Annotated in this window: 12 protein-coding genes; 7 read left to right on the top strand and 5 right to left on the bottom strand. The window is 59.3% G+C overall.

Annotated elements, in window-relative coordinates; all coding sequences use genetic code 11:
- Positions 1-60: 60 nt before the first annotated feature.
- The 4 genes from KI787_06865 (at position 61) to KI787_06850 (ending at position 6497) form a co-directional block, all read left to right on the top strand.
- Positions 61-1395 carry a DEAD/DEAH box helicase gene (locus tag KI787_06865; protein MBV6629667.1) on the top strand — a complete coding sequence of 445 codons (1335 nt, stop codon included), beginning with the start codon at positions 61-63 and terminating at the stop codon, positions 1393-1395.
- 301 nt (positions 1396-1696) lie between these two features.
- A complete protein-coding gene (locus KI787_06860) occupies positions 1697-3826 on the top strand; it encodes a M3 family metallopeptidase (protein MBV6629666.1) in 2130 nt (709 codons plus the stop codon).
- A 688-nt stretch (positions 3827-4514) separates the two neighbouring features.
- Positions 4515-5228, top strand: coding sequence for a YceI family protein (locus tag KI787_06855; protein MBV6629665.1), 714 nt, complete (start codon positions 4515-4517; stop codon positions 5226-5228).
- A 6-nt stretch (positions 5229-5234) separates the two neighbouring features.
- Positions 5235-6497: a cytochrome b/b6 domain-containing protein gene (locus KI787_06850; protein MBV6629664.1), complete on the top strand. Its 1263-nt coding sequence runs from the start codon at positions 5235-5237 to the stop codon at positions 6495-6497.
- A 13-nt stretch (positions 6498-6510) separates the two neighbouring features.
- Here the strand turns inward: KI787_06850 and KI787_06845 are convergent, their stop codons facing one another.
- Positions 6511-7695 carry an acyltransferase family protein gene (locus tag KI787_06845; protein MBV6629663.1) on the bottom strand — a complete coding sequence of 395 codons (1185 nt, stop codon included), beginning with the start codon at positions 7693-7695 and terminating at the stop codon, positions 6511-6513.
- Positions 7696-7828: 133 nt separating this feature from the next.
- Between KI787_06845 and KI787_06840 the strand changes: the two genes are divergently transcribed.
- Together KI787_06840 and KI787_06835 are read left to right on the top strand one after the other, a co-directional pair.
- Positions 7829-8677: a DUF3014 domain-containing protein gene (locus KI787_06840; GenBank protein MBV6629662.1), complete on the top strand. Its 849-nt coding sequence runs from the start codon at positions 7829-7831 to the stop codon at positions 8675-8677.
- A gap of 479 nt (positions 8678-9156) precedes the next feature.
- A complete protein-coding gene (locus KI787_06835; protein ID MBV6629661.1) occupies positions 9157-11466 on the top strand; it encodes a PQQ-dependent sugar dehydrogenase in 2310 nt (769 codons plus the stop codon).
- Between the two features lie 418 nt (positions 11467-11884).
- Here the strand turns inward: KI787_06835 and KI787_06830 are convergent, their stop codons facing one another.
- Positions 11885-12727: a sterol desaturase family protein gene (locus tag KI787_06830; protein MBV6629660.1), complete on the bottom strand. Its 843-nt coding sequence runs from the start codon at positions 12725-12727 to the stop codon at positions 11885-11887.
- A 265-nt stretch (positions 12728-12992) separates the two neighbouring features.
- Between KI787_06830 and KI787_06825 the strand changes: the two genes are divergently transcribed.
- Positions 12993-14069, top strand: coding sequence for a mechanosensitive ion channel family protein (locus tag KI787_06825; GenBank protein MBV6629659.1), 1077 nt, complete (start codon positions 12993-12995; stop codon positions 14067-14069).
- Positions 14070-14088: 19 nt separating this feature from the next.
- Here KI787_06825 and KI787_06820 read toward each other — a convergent pair whose 3' ends face one another.
- Genes KI787_06820 through KI787_06810 form a run of 3 tightly spaced genes read right to left on the bottom strand, consistent with a single transcriptional unit; the run spans position 14089 to position 15911 of the window.
- A complete protein-coding gene (locus KI787_06820) occupies positions 14089-14559 on the bottom strand; it encodes a Cys-tRNA(Pro) deacylase (protein MBV6629658.1) in 471 nt (156 codons plus the stop codon).
- Positions 14560-14597: 38 nt separating this feature from the next.
- Positions 14598-15278 carry a DUF4386 family protein gene (locus KI787_06815; protein MBV6629657.1) on the bottom strand — a complete coding sequence of 227 codons (681 nt, stop codon included), beginning with the start codon at positions 15276-15278 and terminating at the stop codon, positions 14598-14600.
- Positions 15279-15323: 45 nt separating this feature from the next.
- Entirely contained in the window at positions 15324-15911 is a 588-nt protein-coding gene (locus KI787_06810; GenBank protein MBV6629656.1) for a methyltransferase domain-containing protein, read from the bottom strand.
- Between the last annotated feature and the right edge of the window lie 50 nt (positions 15912-15961).

Here is a 15961-nt window from a genome sequence, read left to right as displayed (position 1 = left end):
TGGCCTTGCATTCCTGCTTTGGAATGACCCCACGGTGCCGTTATTTGGAATCTCACAAATATGACGACCTTCTCCGAGCTGGGCCTTGCCCAGATCTTGCTGCGTAATTTAGAAACGCAGGGCTACACCACGGCCACCCCCATCCAAGCGCAAGGCATCCCCGCCGTGCTCAGTGGCCGCGACGTTCTGGCCGCCGCGCAGACCGGCACCGGAAAAACAGCTGCTTTCTCCTTGCCATTACTCCAGACCCTGAGCCAAAACTCTGGTCAAAAAGCGCCGCGCGCACTGATTCTGTGCCCGACCCGCGAGTTGGCGGCGCAAATCGGCGACGCCCTCAAAGACTATGGCCAAGGCACAGGCCTGCGCCATCTGGTGATCTTCGGCGGGGTGGGAATTAACCCCCAAATTGGCGCGCTCAAACGTGGTACCGATATCGTGGTGGCCACCCCTGGCCGCTTGCTGGACCTGCAAAGCCAGGGCGCCATCAGCCTAAAAAGCATTACTCATCTGGTCCTGGATGAGGCCGACCGCATGCTCGACATGGGGTTCATCCATGACATCAAGCGCATCTTGAAACTGCTGCCCCAAGCCCGGCAGAACCTTTTGTTCTCCGCGACATTTAACCCAGACATTGAAAAGCTGGCCCAAGGTCTGCTGCATAACCCGCTGAGCATCAATGTTGCCCCGCGCAATGCCACGGCCAAAGCCGTCACCCAACACCAGATGGCGACCGCGAAGGCCGACAAACGCCGCATGTTGTCGGCGCTCATCCGCGGCGAGAACTGGCAGCAAACTCTGGTGTTTACCCGCACCAAGCACGGCGCTAACCGGCTGTGCAAACAACTGCAAAGCGATGGCCTTACGGCGGCCGCCATCCATGGCAATAAAAGTCAGTCGGCGCGCACCCAGGCCCTAGCCGGTTTTAAACAAAATCAAATTCGCGTACTCGTCGCGACAGATATTGCCGCTCGCGGTATTGATATTGACGAGTTGCCCCATGTGGTCAACTTTGAATTACCCAACGTTCCCGAAGACTATGTGCACCGCATTGGGCGCACCGGACGCGCAGGAGCTGAAGGCTCCGCCGTCTCTTTGGTAGACCGTGAAGAAGTCAAACTATTACGCGGAATTGAGCGCCTGATTGGCCGCAAAGTCCCTGAGCTCAAGCCCAGCGAAGCCGTGCTTGAGGCCTTACGCAATGCCCCGCCGCCCAGCGCTGAGCCAGAACGCCCAGCGCGCCCGCCCAATAAAAACAGGAAGCCTGCGCAGGGACGCAACAAACAGGGCCAAGGACAGCGCCCCTCCAGTGGCGGCCCACGACCTGCTGGCAGCAGCGATACCCCGCGTCGTAGACGCCGGCGGCGGCCCTCTGGCGGCAACCAACAACAGCGCTAACAGGATGGTGTTTCAACGCCCAAGTCAGTGATGAGCACTCAGGCCACCCTCGCGGTGGCCTGTTTGTTATGCGCGGCGTCTAAAGGTGGCATTGGCTGGTTCGTAAGCAGTTATAACGGCGCTGCATCGCAGGTCAGCAAACAACCAGGCGGAGCGACCAACGCACCCCGACAGGCCTAGCGGGCACACCCCGTGCTGACCCGCATACGTGCGACGAAGATCTGTTCAGGGGCAGTGGAGGTGTTCGCAACTTGCTCGGGCTGGTACATTGCGCGCCTTGATTGAACCACGGGATACCTTCATGCGTGCACTTAGCCTGCTCGCCGCAGCCATCTTGTGTAGCGGCTGCGCCACGCTCACATCCAACTCTTCTGAGTCCGCTATGGCAGCCAACAACCCCCTGTTAAGCCCAAGCGACCTGCCCTACCAACTTCCGGACTTCGGCAATCTCAACGACGCCCACTTCGGCCCCGCTTTGCGGGCTGGCATGCAGCAGCATCAAGCTGAGGTCGCAGCCATCGTCAGCAATCCCGAGGCTCCAAGCTTCGACAACACCTTGGTCGCTTTGGAGCGCAGTGGTCAGATCTTGGATCGAGCTGCGCGGGTGTTCTACGCGCTGAACGCCGCCGACACCAATGACGCACGGCAGGCGCTGGAAGCCGAAATTGGCCCCGAACTGGCCGCCCATCAGGACGCCATTTTGCTGGACAGCGCGCTGTTTGCGCGGGTGAAAGCCGTTTACGACCAGCGTGCCGAACTCGACCTAGATCCCGAATCGGCCTGGCTGCTCGACCGCAGCTACCGTGACTTCGTCAACGCGGGCGCCGAGCTCAACGATGCCGACAAACAACAGCTCAAAGCGCTGAATCAGCGCCTGAGCGAGCTCACCACGCAGTTCTCCCAACAGCTCCGGGCCGACACCAATGCTTCGGCCATTCTGGTGGAAGATCGTGCCGAACTCGCCGGGCTGGGCGAGGATGAAATCGCCGCTCTGGCCAAAGCCGCTGAAGCCGCAGGCGAGCCCGGCAAATATCTGATCAGCCTGATTCTGCCCACTAACCAGCCTAGCCTGGCCCGCCTGGATAACCGCGACCTGCGGCGGCGCATTTATCTGGCCTCTATCCAGCGCGGCAATAACGCCAATCCACACAACAACAAAGACACGGTGCTGGAGATTGCACGCCTGCGTGCCGAACGCGCTGAACTGCTGGGCTATCCCTCCCATGCCGCCGTGCAACTGGTGGAGCAAACCGCAGGCAACACCCAGGCCGTGGACGGGCTGATGGCCCGCATCGTCCCGGCCGCTGTGCGCAACGCCAAACGCGAAGCCGCGGCTCTGCAAAAGCAGATCAAGGCCGAGGGCGGCCAATTCAAGCTGATGCCCTGGGACTGGAGTTACTACGCCGAGAAGCTCCGCGCCAAGGAATACGCCTTTGATGAATCACAGCTCAAGCCCTACTTCGAGCTGGAGCGGGTCTTGGTTGATGGCGTATTCGAAATGGCCGAGCGGCTGTATGGGCTGCGCTTCGACCGCCGCGATGACTTGCAGGGCTATCACCCGGACGTCACCGTCTACGAGGTCATCGACCGGGACGACAGCGGCCTGGGCCTGTTCCTCTTCGACCCCTTCGCACGCCCCTCCAAGCGCGGTGGCGCCTGGATGAACTCCCATGTGAGTCAAAGCCACCTGCTGGGCACCCGACCCGTGGTGGGCAATCATCTCAATATTCCCAAACCTCCTGAAGGCGAGCCCGCCCTACTCACCTATGATGAGGTCAACACGCTGTTTCATGAGTTTGGTCACGCCGTGCACGGCTTACTCTCGGATGTGACCTATCCGCGCTTCTCCGGCACTTTGGTGCCGCGCGACTTCGTAGAGTTCCCGTCTCAGGTGCATGAGATGTGGGTGACCTGGCCGGAGATTCTCAAAAACTACGCCAAGCACTATGAGACCGGCGAAGCCTTGGATCCGGCTTTGGTCGATCGGCTGTTGGCCGCGCAGAGCTTTAATGAGGGCTACCGCAGTACCGAATACCTGGCTGCGGCTCTGCTCGATCTGGCCTGGCACAAGCTCTCGCTGGAAGAAGCGCAAGCCGTAACCGATGTGCTGGCCTTCGAGGGCCAGGCTCTGGCCGAGGCCGGCGCGCAAATGACGGAGATCCTGCCGCGCTATCGCAGCACTTACTTCGCCCACATCTTTGCCGGCGGCTACTCGGCCGGTTACTACTCCTATATCTGGAGTGAGCAGCTCGACGCCGACACGGTGGAGTGGTTCAAAGCCAACGGTGGCCTGACCCGCGCCAACGGCGATCACTTCCGCGCCACCCTGCTCTCGCGCGGGGGCAGCAAAGACGCCATGCAACTCTTCCATGACTTCCGCGGACGGGATGTGCGCATCGAGCCCTTGCTCAAGCGTCGCGGCTTCGAGTAAATCGAACGGGGTATCGAGCACCCCGAGCAGCACCTCTTCGAAACGCCCGCGTTCTGCGGGCGTTTTTTTCCAAGCCAAGTTGGTGAACGTCGACACCTCTGCGCGTGATGCTCCACCGGGTCCGCTGTCCTTCGCGCCGCTGCGCGGTCCCCTCCGGTACCAGCCGCTTGGTGTGGCCGGCTTGACGCGACTTCCTGTCGCGGCAAGCCTCAATCGGCCGTCCATGGCCGATTGACCACAGTCGCGACTGGTGCCTCCGGCGCTACAGCCAATTGCGGCCCCGGTGGAGCGTCACGCCCACGGCCCGAGCGTGCATCGGAAGATGCGAGCGGAACGCGAAGCAGGAGCGTGGGGCTGCGTCTGCTGGTCCTGCCTGCGCCTGGTTAAGGAGGAAGCGCCGGAGGGGTGTGCTGTGGCGGGGGACAATCCGGCAGGACGCCGGATTGAGTCTCGCCGCAACAGGACGTTGCGTCGAGACGACCCCCAGAACAGCATGCCCCGCAGGGGACCGCGAAGCGGCGCGGGGGACACAGGCGCAGGCAGGGCCAGCAGACGCTTCCTAGCACCAGCCTCTCCATTAAGGTCGCTCGCTCCAACTTGCCTATGAGCCTGAGCCCCATTCGCGGCGACAAGGAGCCGTCATCCAGTAATGCTAGTCTTTAGCGCTTCCCCACTTGGAGATATGAGGATGACACTGCGCCCTGTACTAACGGCCACAGCCCTGGCGGCAAGCACCTTGACCCTGCTACCAGCCTGCTCCAGCGAGACCCCATCCAACCAAACCGCTGCTGCTCCAGCCAAGAGCACCGAAGCCCCACGCCTGGATGCCCCCACCGGCAGCTATCGCTTGGACCCGACGCACGCCAGCCTGCACTTCACCGTGAAGCATTTGGGTTTGGCCCCCTACATGATGCGGTTTACTGATTTTGAGGCCGAACTCGTTGTAGCCGACCCCGTCTCCGATTCCAGTATTGAACTCGATATCGACCCCACCTCCATTCGTACCGACTACCCTGGTGACTACAAAGCCACCCATAAGAAGTCGCCCTTCGACAGCTGGGATCAAGACTTGGCCATGAGCTCCAAATTCCTGGACGCTGGCAATCACCCTGAGCTTGGCTTTGAGAGCACCACCATCAGCCTCAGCGGCCCAAATGAGTTAAGTGTTGATGGCGAGCTCACCATGCGTGGCCAAACCCATCCAGTGAGCCTCAAGGTCAAACTGACGGGCATGGTGGAGGAACACCCCTTCGCCGGCGTACCCGCCGTGGGCTTTGATGCCCATGGCGAGTTTCAACGCTCAGAGTTCGGCATGACCCACCTGACCCAGCCCGAAATTGTCAGTGACATGGTGCATGTGCATTTCTTGGGCGAGTTTCACCAAACCGCTGCAGCTGACTAAACCAGCATGACCGCCACCACATGGCGACGCTATCACAGCGTCGCCATTTCCCTACACTGGCTCATCGCTATCGCGATCCTGACCAACATTTTGGCCGGATGGTGGATGCACGAGGCCATTGACCAGGCCAGCACCCAAGAGCTGGCCACATCGGTTTACCAGTGGCACAAATCTCTAGGCCTCACCGTCCTCTTCTTCAGCCTGTTACGACTGGGCTGGAGACTGGCCCATCCGCCCGCAGCTAACACCGTCGGGGCAGCCTGGGAGCGACGCGCTGCCCAGCTCACACACTGGGCGTTTTATGCCTTGATGCTGGGCATTCCGCTTAGCGGTTGGCTGTATGTATCGGCCCAATGGCGTGGAGACCAGGCCTTTAGTGTGGCTACCGTCCTCTGGGGCTGGGTGGAAATCCCGCATCTACTCGGGCTCGACCAAGCTGCCCATGGTTTACGCGAACAACTGGCGAATGCCAGCATGGAAGCACACGAAATTCTGGCTCAGCTCACTTTAGTGTTGTTAGCGCTTCACGTTGGCGCTGCCCTCAAACACCACTTTGTCAGCCGTGACCACACCTTGCGCCAGATGAGCCCGCAGGCATTGCGTGCTGAGCTGCTGCCTCCACCCTACCGGCGCCCCCTGCTGGGCTGCGCTGTGGTGGTCTTGGGCTTGGCGAGTCTGACCCTGCTGGCGACCTGGCAGCCTCTGGCAGCTCAGAGCGGTGTGATCACCCCTTCGGCTTTGCAAAACCAGTGGCAACAACGCACAGAGCACCCATTAGCAGCCTGGACAGTCAACACCGAGAACAGCCGCCTCAGCTTTTCCGGCGAACATGATGGCGACACTTTTGAAGGTGAGTTTGGTCGCTGGGAGGCCGATATCCGGCTAGACCCAGCCCAGCCCGAGCAAGGTCGTATTTTGGCCCGCATCGACACCAGTTCCGCCCAAACCGGAGTGGGGCTACAAGAACGCACACTGCGCAAAGGGGAATGGTTCAACGTAGACCAATATCCCTACGCTTACTTCTCCTCCAGCGCAATCCGCTCCGTCGGTGGCGAGCAATGGGAGGTTGAGGGCCAGCTGGAGATCAAACAGCGCCCCATTCCCGTAAAACCGCTCAGACTCCGGCTAGGCGACAACGAACTGCAGTTAGAGGTGAATACTGAGATTCGTCGTGACGACGCCGACCTGGGCATGGGAAGCGACCCTGGCGCAGACTATGTGTCGATGACAATTCCAGTGCAGCTCACACTCAGCGCCACAGCACCCTGAGCTGTCATTCAGCTCAAGAGCCACTTCTGGCAGAGCCCCCGCCCAATATCGCAGCTAATGGCCCACGCTGTACCAACAAGGCATGACTACCCAGAATGAGAGGCAGGGCCAAGGCCACCACAGCTATATATTTGACCAGCGCTGGCCAGTCGCTCAGCGCCAGGATGCCGCCGGCCGCAATAACGATGGGATAGTGAATGAGGTAGATCCAATAGGAGGCCTCGCTCAGATACCGCCCCAAAGGACCCTGGCGGGTCATGTGAGTTTGGAACAGCCCAATCAGCCCAAAAGTGATTGTGACCGCCAATATGGCATTGCTCAGACCTGCAAGAGCGCCCATAAGCGGGTCCCATTCTCCGCCAGAGTGCAGACGGTGCAGGGTGGACCAGGCACATAAGGGCAGCACGGCCAGGCCTAGGAAAAGACCCTCCCACCAGCGATCATTCAACACCGATAGCTGGTCGCGGAAGGCAAAGTACACCCAGCCCACAACGAAAAAACTAAACACAGCTAGCTGCATGCCTAGACTCGTTCCCTGGCCAGTGCCGGTAATGTAAGCCTGGGACATACACACAGCCACCCAGCCGCTGATCACAGCGCTGCGCCATGGCCCCAGTAACGCTTTACGCCCCAGCAATGCGAGCCTTTTTCGCATAGGCGGCGAGGCCTGGTTAAAGCCGGCAATCAGCGCCTGAATTAGGGCCGAAAACACTAGCAACGAGGCCAAAAACCATAAGTGATAAGCCTTGCCCCAGCGCAACCAGCTCCAGTCGCCAACAGCTTCCAGCCCCGCCCCCAGGCTCCGGGTATCGACGATCACCTGAGCAAACTCATAAGCCGCCCGCGTCAGCGGTGTGAGCAGCACGTAGCCAAACAGCAACGGTAGAAATATCCGGGTGGCGCGGTTACGCCAAAACGTCGCAGTCCCGCGCTTGGAATACAGGGCCGCTCCGGCAAAACCCGCCGTGACAAAGAAGGCGGGCATGGCAAAGCCGTACAAAAACACGCCCAGGACATCAAAAGCCACATGCGCTTGGGGCTCCTGAAAACGGCGCGGCACCGTGGTGTAGGGCAACAGCGGATGGCCAAACATCACCACGCACATCATCGCGGTGCGCAGGCTATCGATAGCGGCATTGCGCCCGGCCAAGGGCGACCGCTCCGCAGCAGCACCCGCCTTAGAAGAGTCTAGTCTCATCGTGTTTGAGCACTCTGGCCTGTCATGCCTGCGCCAAAGCCCCGGCACAGCTGCGCCCCTGAAAGGGGCTGACACCGCCTTACCCTGCGCAGTATTCGCGTTAAGCTAGCGGCACAAATTTTGGAGCCCTCCCATGAACAACACTGGCCTCGCCCTTGCAGGCGTTGCGACGATCGCCGTCATTCTCGGCGGCATCGCATTCTTCATGCAAACCGGCGACGATGCGCCCGCCGAAACCACACCTTTGGTGACCGTTGAGCCCAGCCCTAGCCCCACGGCCAGCATTCAATATCCCATTAATACACCCACACCTGCGCCTACGCCGAGCAAGCAGCCGCAACCAATCTCGCCCAGTCAGGCTCCCCGCAGCACGCCAACACCAGTATCTCTACCACCACTGGACCAATCCGACGCTGTGCTACTGCAGGACGCCAAACCCCTGTTTGGATCCAGAGGTCTACCGGAATTTTTGATCCCGGATGCGCTGATCGAGCACCTCGTGGTTACGGTGGAAAACCTCGATGGCAATCCCATCCGCATGAGCTACCGGCCCACCAAGCATGTGCCCGGCCAACCGGCTAGCCGGCGCACCGATGGCGACGAAGCCGTGATCTACCTCACCGAGGCCAACACCCGGCGGTACACACCCTACGTGGACGCCCTAGACCGCCTGAACCCGGCCCAGACCGCGCGCCTCTATCAACGCTACTACCCATTATTTCAGCAGGCCTACAAAAATTTGGGCTACCCCAACGGGTATTTCAATGATCGCCTCGTGGCCATCATCGACCACCTTCTAGCCACGCCAACTGTGGAGTACCCCATTCAGGTTGTTCAGCCCAAAGTGCTCTACGAATTTGCCGACCCTGCCCTGGAAGAGCTGTCCTGGGGCCAAAAAACGCTCATTCGTACCGGCCCGTCCCACATGGCAACGATCAAACGTTTTCTGAAGGCTTTTCGGCGCGAGATCACAGGGCGCTAACGCCAGGACTGGCAGCAGCCGCCGCTTCAGGGGCGGCTGCGCTCCTCAAGCAATGACGCCCTTTCACGCGCATGGACGAGGCCGCAGAGGGCTTCGCATTCTCGCGCTCAAAAGCAGCCATACACCCTTAGCCGCCATCATCGCGCAAGGCCGACTCCCTCCTCGGCGTCACCCCGGCAACAGCTCAAGCTCATCCGCGCAGCCCAGAAACTCGGCCAACCACTTTTTCGCTTCTAAGCGATGCGTACCGCGGCGAGCCCCAGGTCAATGCCTCGCAGGATTGGGATGACTCGCTCTCAGGCAAACCAAACACCGCGCTGCATAATTCTTAGCCGTTAATTGCAGCCCATTAGCGCGCGGGGGCAGATTACCCGCAGAAACTCGGGGCTTGAGTAACACTTCTTGCTGATCCGCCCCGGATGTCATGTGTGGACCCTAATTTTTTGTGCGAACATTTCCACAGGGACGGAGGGCAAAACGTGAACACATTCGCTGCAAACATCGCTAGGCTGGCGGGCGCTGGGCTGATCTTTTTTTTCGCCGGCTGCGACTCTACAGATGTTTCTGCCCAGCAGTCAGACCCCAGTCCTCCACCGACGACTCCTACACCGGTACCAACGACCGCTATTCAACGCCGATCAGCGCCAGACACATTGCGGTTAACGGCCAACACGGCGACAGGTACCACTGTCAACGTAAGGGAGGCTTTTCCTGCACTGGTATTCGACCGCCCTGTGGATATGGCCCCAACGCCCTCGGAGGACCAAATTGCAGTTGTGGAGCACAGAGGAAGAGTGCTCATTTTTGATAACCGTGCGGATGTCGAATTTCACTCGGTATTCCTCAACATTGAGGACCGGGTTCTCTTTGACGAAGCTGAACGCGGCTTGGTGGGCATTGCGTTTGACCCTCAATATGCGAGCAACGGCTTCGTCTATCTGAGTTACGCGGCTGGGCCTGAGGTGGACCCCGTGCAATGCGATGACCACTGTTCGGTTGTTTCGCGCTTCAAACGCGATCCCGACGACGTTTCCAGGCTGGACCCCAGCAGCGAAGAGATCATTCTGCTGCTCAAGCAACCCGGCCAGTTCCACAATGTCGGCCAATTGAGTTTTGGTCCAGATGGCTACTTGTACATCGGCTTGGGGGACGGCTTCACCTGGTTTGGCAGTGGTTTTTCGCAGAATAGAACCAACCTCTTCGGTTCCATCCTGCGCATAGACGTCGCTCAAGGGTTGCCTTATCGCATTCCTGGGGACAACCCTTTTGTAGGGGCAGGACTAGAGCAAGCTGGCGTAGTTGGTGAGGGCCAGCCCGTACGGGAAGAAATCTGGGCTTATGGTCTGCGCAACCCTCACCGGTTCAGTATTGATGAGGTGTCCCGGACCATGTGGGTTGGAGACGTAGGCCAAGATAGCTTCGAGGAGATCAATCAGGTTATCCCCGGAGCCAACTATGGCTGGCCCAGTTTCGAGGGCACCATGCCATTGGAAGAGACTGATTTTGGTTATGACAGCAACGACCTGGTGATGCCTGTCATTCAATATGGCCGGGATGAGGGACGCTCAGTCACCGCGGGCTTCGTCTATCGCGGGAGTCGCCTACCCCATTTGTTCGGGCATTTCCTATTCGGCGACTTTATCTCCGGCAATTTATGGTCTTTCGATACGCGCAGCTCCTCGCCTCAGCATGCACTTGTTACAGATCAAGCGGGTGGTTTCAGCATGGTGGATTTCGAAGCCATCAACGATGAACCCTATTTCGTCAACTTAGGCCAAGGCATCGTTCAAACACTTGATGTTGACGACTCTTGCAGTGACGACACATGTGCGGCCATACCGCAAAAGCTGTCACAGACCGGAATATTCTCCTCACTCGCCCCGCTCAAAGCACAACCGGGAATGATTCCTTACGAGGTCAACACTGAGCTTTGGTCGGACGGCGCCGTAAAGCAACGCTGGTTTGCGATTCCGGAGCAACGGACCATCGCCTACTCCAGTGACGGTGCCTGGGTGTTCCCTGAAGGATCGGTTCTAGTGAAACATTTCGCCATGGACCTGAATCTCACCGACGAATCCAATGCTTTAACCCCACTTGAAACACGTATTCTTCTCAAACGAGTCGATGGGTGGCTTGGCTTCAGCTACGCCTGGAATGAAGAGCATACCGACGCCGAGCTTTTATCCGGGCCTCTAGCTTTGCAGCTGGCCATCACGACGGCTGAGGGGCCGACCCAGCAGACCTATGACATTCCCTCTAGGGCAGAGTGCATCAGCTGCCACAACGGCTCTACTGGATTTGCCTTGGGTTTGAAGACCGCCCAGCTGAACCGCAGCTATGACTATCCAGCGCAAACCATGAATCAACTGCTAGCGCTTTCTGAAGTCGCTTTACTCAGCCCCGCACCCGGCGCACCAGACAATCTAGCTGTGATGCCAGCCATAGACGACCCAGACTTCACTCTTGAAGATCGAGCTCGTGCATATTTAGATGCAAATTGCGCAAGCTGCCATAACCCCGATGTCCCCCTACGCTCGACCATAGACCTGCGCTATGAGGTCCCACTTGCTGAGACCAATCTCATCAACCAACCCGCAACCCTGGATGACTTTGGCATCGACGAGGCCAAACTTGTGGCGCCAGGAGTACCGGAAAACAGTGTGCTTCTCCTACGCATGCAAGCTACCGACGACCGGCGGATGCCTCCCTTGGCAAGTCATGTGATCCATACTGATGCGACACAGTTGATTGCGCAGTGGGTGATGAGCCTGCCCGATACAGCCCCTTAGTCATGGCCTTCCTGAAGGTCGTACCAATATGGGCTCACCAGTTCATAGCCTCCGCTCAGTAGGCTGTTCATGAACAGCTGAATGTGATCCTCCTTGAAATCTCTGATCAACAGCGAGCTAAAGCTCAGTGCGAGAAGTCACCGTCGACCAGAGTCGGAAGGCTAGCTAGCAGCCAGCAACGGATTATCTTCGCAACAAAGGTGCGGCGGGTTAATCGCCAAAGACGCTGTCGTTACGGCTTACTCAAAGCGTTCGCATTGCAACAGTGGATACCAATCGCATTTGGGTCAGTCACTACCTTGGCCCATGAGTGTCCCTTACGAGGAGTCCGTTGAATATACGAGCCCCTCTGCGCGAGCGCTTAGCGGCACACCCTGTGCTCACTCGCAAATGTGCGACGAACTCCACTTAAGGGGCGCTAAGCTCTCCAGGGGTAGGTCAGCTGCCGCCAGAAGCCCTCGCCCACTGGGTCTTTAACACCAAATTGCTGCGGCAGTCGCCCCCGCGGGTGGTAGAAGGTGCCGAACAGCACATCCCACACCGGCAGAAAACCCGCGAAGTTTTTGTCTTGCGCTTCCACGGCTTGAGAATGATGCCAACGATGAAACACGGGGCTGGCCAAACAGTACTGTAAGGGACCAAAGCTAAGATTGACGTTGGCATGTAAAACCACGGCATAGGTTGCCGTAAATGGCGCGAGCACCACGAACGCGGTGGGGCTAAACCCCAGTGCAATCAGGGGTGCCACGTACACCAGCTGGGCGCCGATTTCATTGAAGGGGTGGAAACGGGTGGCACTGAGCCAGTCTAAATTTTCCGAGGAGTGATGTACGGCATGCACCGGCCAAAAACCTGGCTGGTGGAATAGCCGATGCTGCCAGTAACTCAGAAAGTCTGCGACGACAAAGACGACCAACACTTGCAGCCAAAACGGCCACTGAGCCACGGGACCAAAGCCGGCCCAGTAGTTATCCAAAGGAAGGTCAGCAATGATAAATACCGGCAAGACGGCAACAAACACCACCCAAGGCGCAATACTGCGGGAGACGACGCTTTGGACGGCGTACCAAACAAGATCTGAAACAAAACCGCTTCGGAACCGGCGTGCGTCCGGATACTGGGGCCACAGCCGCTCCGCGCCCATGCACAACAGGGGCAAGATGACAAAGCCAAATAAGGCCAGTAATAGCGGCTGACTCAAGCCAAAATCCATCAACTCCTCCATCCAATCCATGTAGAAGATTGCCGCTTCAGCGCACATCTTGATATCTGCTCAAGGCAGTGCCGCGGCTCGCCATCATCATAAAGACCTGACCAAGGATTTCAGCCGCTCCCGCTACGCTCAGTGGCTCGGGATCGGCCCGCCACCAATCAATCAGTATTCCACCAAAGGCTCCCAAGATGGAGACGGGCACCAAACGGCAAAACAAAGCCCCGTGGGCAGCGGGCGAACTTGATACGCACTGGCAGATGCATCAAGGTGCGGCAGCAAGCTATGCCTGAAATACCTTTTTGGACTTGTGCACGTGGACTTGAACACCCTTAACACCAGCGTCTGGAACAACACTCTGGCCGTCTGGCTGAGCGCCGGCGGCATCACCATCAGCGCCTTTTTGGTGGTGAGCATTGTTCGACGCTTCATCATCGGGCGGCTGCGGCGTCTGGCAACCGGTTCCAGCCGCACCCTCAACCGCGGCCTAGCAGCGGTGGTAGGGCGCACCCATCAGGCGCTGCTCACACTGCCGGCCCTGTACTTGGGCACCCGCATGCTGGAACTACCCCAGGGCTTCAATCAGCTCCTCGGTGGTGCCAGTGCCATCAGCCTTTTCGCGCAAGTGGGAGTGTGGGGCACCGCCGGACTGAGCTTCTGGATCAGCGAGTCACGAGCGGAAGCGGCCAGTAACAACGAGCCCACCACGCATTTTTCGGCCATTGGCTTTGTGGGCCGTGTGGTGCTCTGGGCGGTGGTGCTACTGCTAGCACTGGATAACCTCGGCGTGGACATCACCGCTCTAGTGGCCGGCCTAGGTGTGGGCGGTATTGCCGTCGCGCTGGCGGTGCAGAACATTCTGGGCGATCTGTTTGCGTCGCTGTCCATCGTCATCGACAAGCCCTTCGAGGTTGGCGATTTCATTGTGGTCGACACCTTCTACGGCACGGTCGAAAACGTGGGGCTCAAAACCACCCGCGTGCGCAGCCTGGGGGGCGAACAGCTGGTGTTCGCCAACAGTGACCTGCTCGGCGCCCGCGTGCGCAATTACAAACGCATGCGGGAACGGCGGATTCTGTTCAAATTTGGAGTGCTGTACCAAACACCGCCGGATCTGCTGGAGCAGATCCCGGTCATGGTGCGCGAGATCATCGAAGCCATTCCAGACATCCGCTTTGATCGCGCGCACTTCTTCGCCTTTGGCGAATCCTCATATGACTTCGAGGTGGTGTACTGGATGCAGACCCCCGAATACAACCTCTACATGGATACCCAGCAAAGCATCAACCTGGCCCTGGTTCGGCGCTTTGCCGAAGCCGGCATCGACTTCGCCTACCCCACGCGGACGCTGTTTGTGGAGAAAATGCCAGGATCAGACAGCCCGGAGAGCTAAGCCTCACTGTGACAGGCGTTCAACTGGGCCGCGCGAGTCCAGCCAGAGTGATGCCACACAGCCGAATCAAATCCTGGGGCGCCAACTCCAACTCCAGTCCGCGCCGGCCGGCGCTGACATACACCAGAGAATGCGCGGCCAGGCTCTGATCGGCGAATGTCGCCAATCGCCGGCGCTGCCCCAGGGGACTGATCCCGCCCAGCACATAGCCAGTGGCGGCTTGTGCCTCCTGCGCTGCGGCCATCACCGCTTTTTTGGCCCCCGCTGCCGCGGCCAGGGATTTGAGCTGCAGTTCGGCCTGAATGGGAACGATGGCCACCACCAGCGACCCGTTATCAAGCTTGGCCACCAAAGTCTTGAAGATGGCCTGCATGGGCACGCCGAGGGAGTCGGCCAGGCGCTGCTGCCGCTGCGGGCCTTCGTAGCTGGCCACTTCCAGCACACGATGGGACACAGCGGCCTGCTCCAGTGCGAGCACGGCTGGCGTCATGGTTGCGCGCCCAGGCGACAAGAATTCATGAGCACCACCTAAGGTGGCGTCGCTGCTGTAGGGGTGGAGGGAGCACGCCGCAATAGGCCAATCCCTACGCCTACAAACCACGCGATTTGGCCCAGACCAAACACCGCACCCAAGGCCTGGAGTGCGGGGATCACGGTCAGAATGCCGGCCACACCCACCAGGATGCCGACGATATTCAGCCACGGCGGCAGAAGCTCACGCGCCTTAGCCGCGGCTACGCTGAGTAGCAGCAACCACAGCCCACCGACCACCTCAACGCCGCCGCCCAAGCCATCTTGGACGATGGCGATGGTGCTCCAAAGCTGCGTAGCCGCCTCGGGATCGTCGGCGAAGCGACCTGCCACAGCGGGTAGCGCCACACTGACCAGCATCCCGCTGGCAATCACCAGCCCGGCCCAAATCATTCCCAGCGGTGTGGCTACCGCCATCAGCAGTGACTGCGGTTGCGCGAGCAAGCGATGCAGGGCCGCCGCCAACACCACCAGCACCACACCAAACACCACATAGATCACCAGATTCCACAGCTGGAACAGGGCCGCCCGCTGCAGCACGAATTCCAGCTTGTCCTGCGGCAACCAGCCCGCGGTATCGCCAGGGTTCATCACGCTCGCGAGCATGGCAAAGCCAAAGACGTAGCACAGCCCCAAAACCGAGGCCGCAATTCCGGCTGCGCGCATGTCATTTTTCATAGGGCTGCGTTCCTCTTCGGTGGGTAGGGAGCCGGGGACTGAAGCCTATGGCTTGATGGCATTGAGGGTATAAGCCCAGCGCCAACCTTGCTTGGCCTGCGGCTCAAAGCCGAAGGCTTGGAGCTGGGACGCGATATCGGCGGCATGCTCAAAGTCGGGATCAGGGTGATGCTCGGTAATCGAGAGCACACCACCGGGCTTGAGCACCCGCGCCGCTTCGCGCACGAACGAGTCGCGCCCAGCAATCTCGCCAAATACCGTCACCATGTAGATGGCATCAAAGCTGGCATCGGCAAAAGGCAGGACGGCCCCATCCGAGAGCTGGGTAGCAAAGTTGCTCAAGCCCGCCGCACTGAGCTTTTGGGCGCACTTGTCCAGCATGCCCTGCTGAATATCAAGCAAAGTGAGCTGCCCCTGGGGAATACGCTTAGCCACTTCCAGGCTGTAATAGCCAGACCCCGGCCCCACCTCCAGCACTTGGGCATCAGCCGAGATCGGCAAGCGCTTGGCCACGGTTTTGGCCGACATAATCAGCCCCCGCCCTGGCAAATCCAGAATCCAACTCAACTGATGCGGGAACACCCCACGCCCTAATGCACGGGACCACAGCCCCAGTTGTTCCGCAAGCTTCATTACCCCTCCTGCAGCAATCACAAGAGGACTATGACGCAATCGCCAACGAA

Origin of the sequence: Oceanococcus sp. HetDA_MAG_MS8, from assembly GCA_019192445.1 — a bacterium.
Taxonomy (GTDB): Bacteria; Pseudomonadota; Gammaproteobacteria; order Nevskiales; family Oceanococcaceae; genus MS8.
This window is presented reverse-complemented; position numbering and strand designations above follow the sequence as displayed.

Bases quoted from the DNA above. Each gene is read 5' to 3' on its own strand.
- KI787_06850 (MBV6629664.1), top strand. From the start codon at position 5,235: ATGACCGCCACCACATGGCGACGCTATCACAGCGTCGCCATTTCCCTA.
- KI787_06830 (MBV6629660.1), bottom strand. From the start codon at position 12,727: ATGTGCGCTGAAGCGGCAATCTTCTACATGGATTGGATGGAGGAGTTG.
- KI787_06860 (MBV6629666.1), top strand. From the start codon at position 1,697: ATGCGTGCACTTAGCCTGCTCGCCGCAGCCATCTTGTGTAGCGGCTGC.
- KI787_06840 (MBV6629662.1), top strand. From the start codon at position 7,829: ATGAACAACACTGGCCTCGCCCTTGCAGGCGTTGCGACGATCGCCGTC.
- KI787_06845 (MBV6629663.1), bottom strand. From the start codon at position 7,695: ATGAGACTAGACTCTTCTAAGGCGGGTGCTGCTGCGGAGCGGTCGCCC.
- KI787_06820 (MBV6629658.1), bottom strand. From the start codon at position 14,559: ATGACGCCAGCCGTGCTCGCACTGGAGCAGGCCGCTGTGTCCCATCGT.
- KI787_06855 (MBV6629665.1), top strand. From the start codon at position 4,515: ATGACACTGCGCCCTGTACTAACGGCCACAGCCCTGGCGGCAAGCACC.
- KI787_06815 (MBV6629657.1), bottom strand. From the start codon at position 15,278: ATGAAAAATGACATGCGCGCAGCCGGAATTGCGGCCTCGGTTTTGGGG.
- KI787_06865 (MBV6629667.1), top strand. From the start codon at position 61: ATGACGACCTTCTCCGAGCTGGGCCTTGCCCAGATCTTGCTGCGTAAT.
- KI787_06810 (MBV6629656.1), bottom strand. From the start codon at position 15,911: ATGAAGCTTGCGGAACAACTGGGGCTGTGGTCCCGTGCATTAGGGCGT.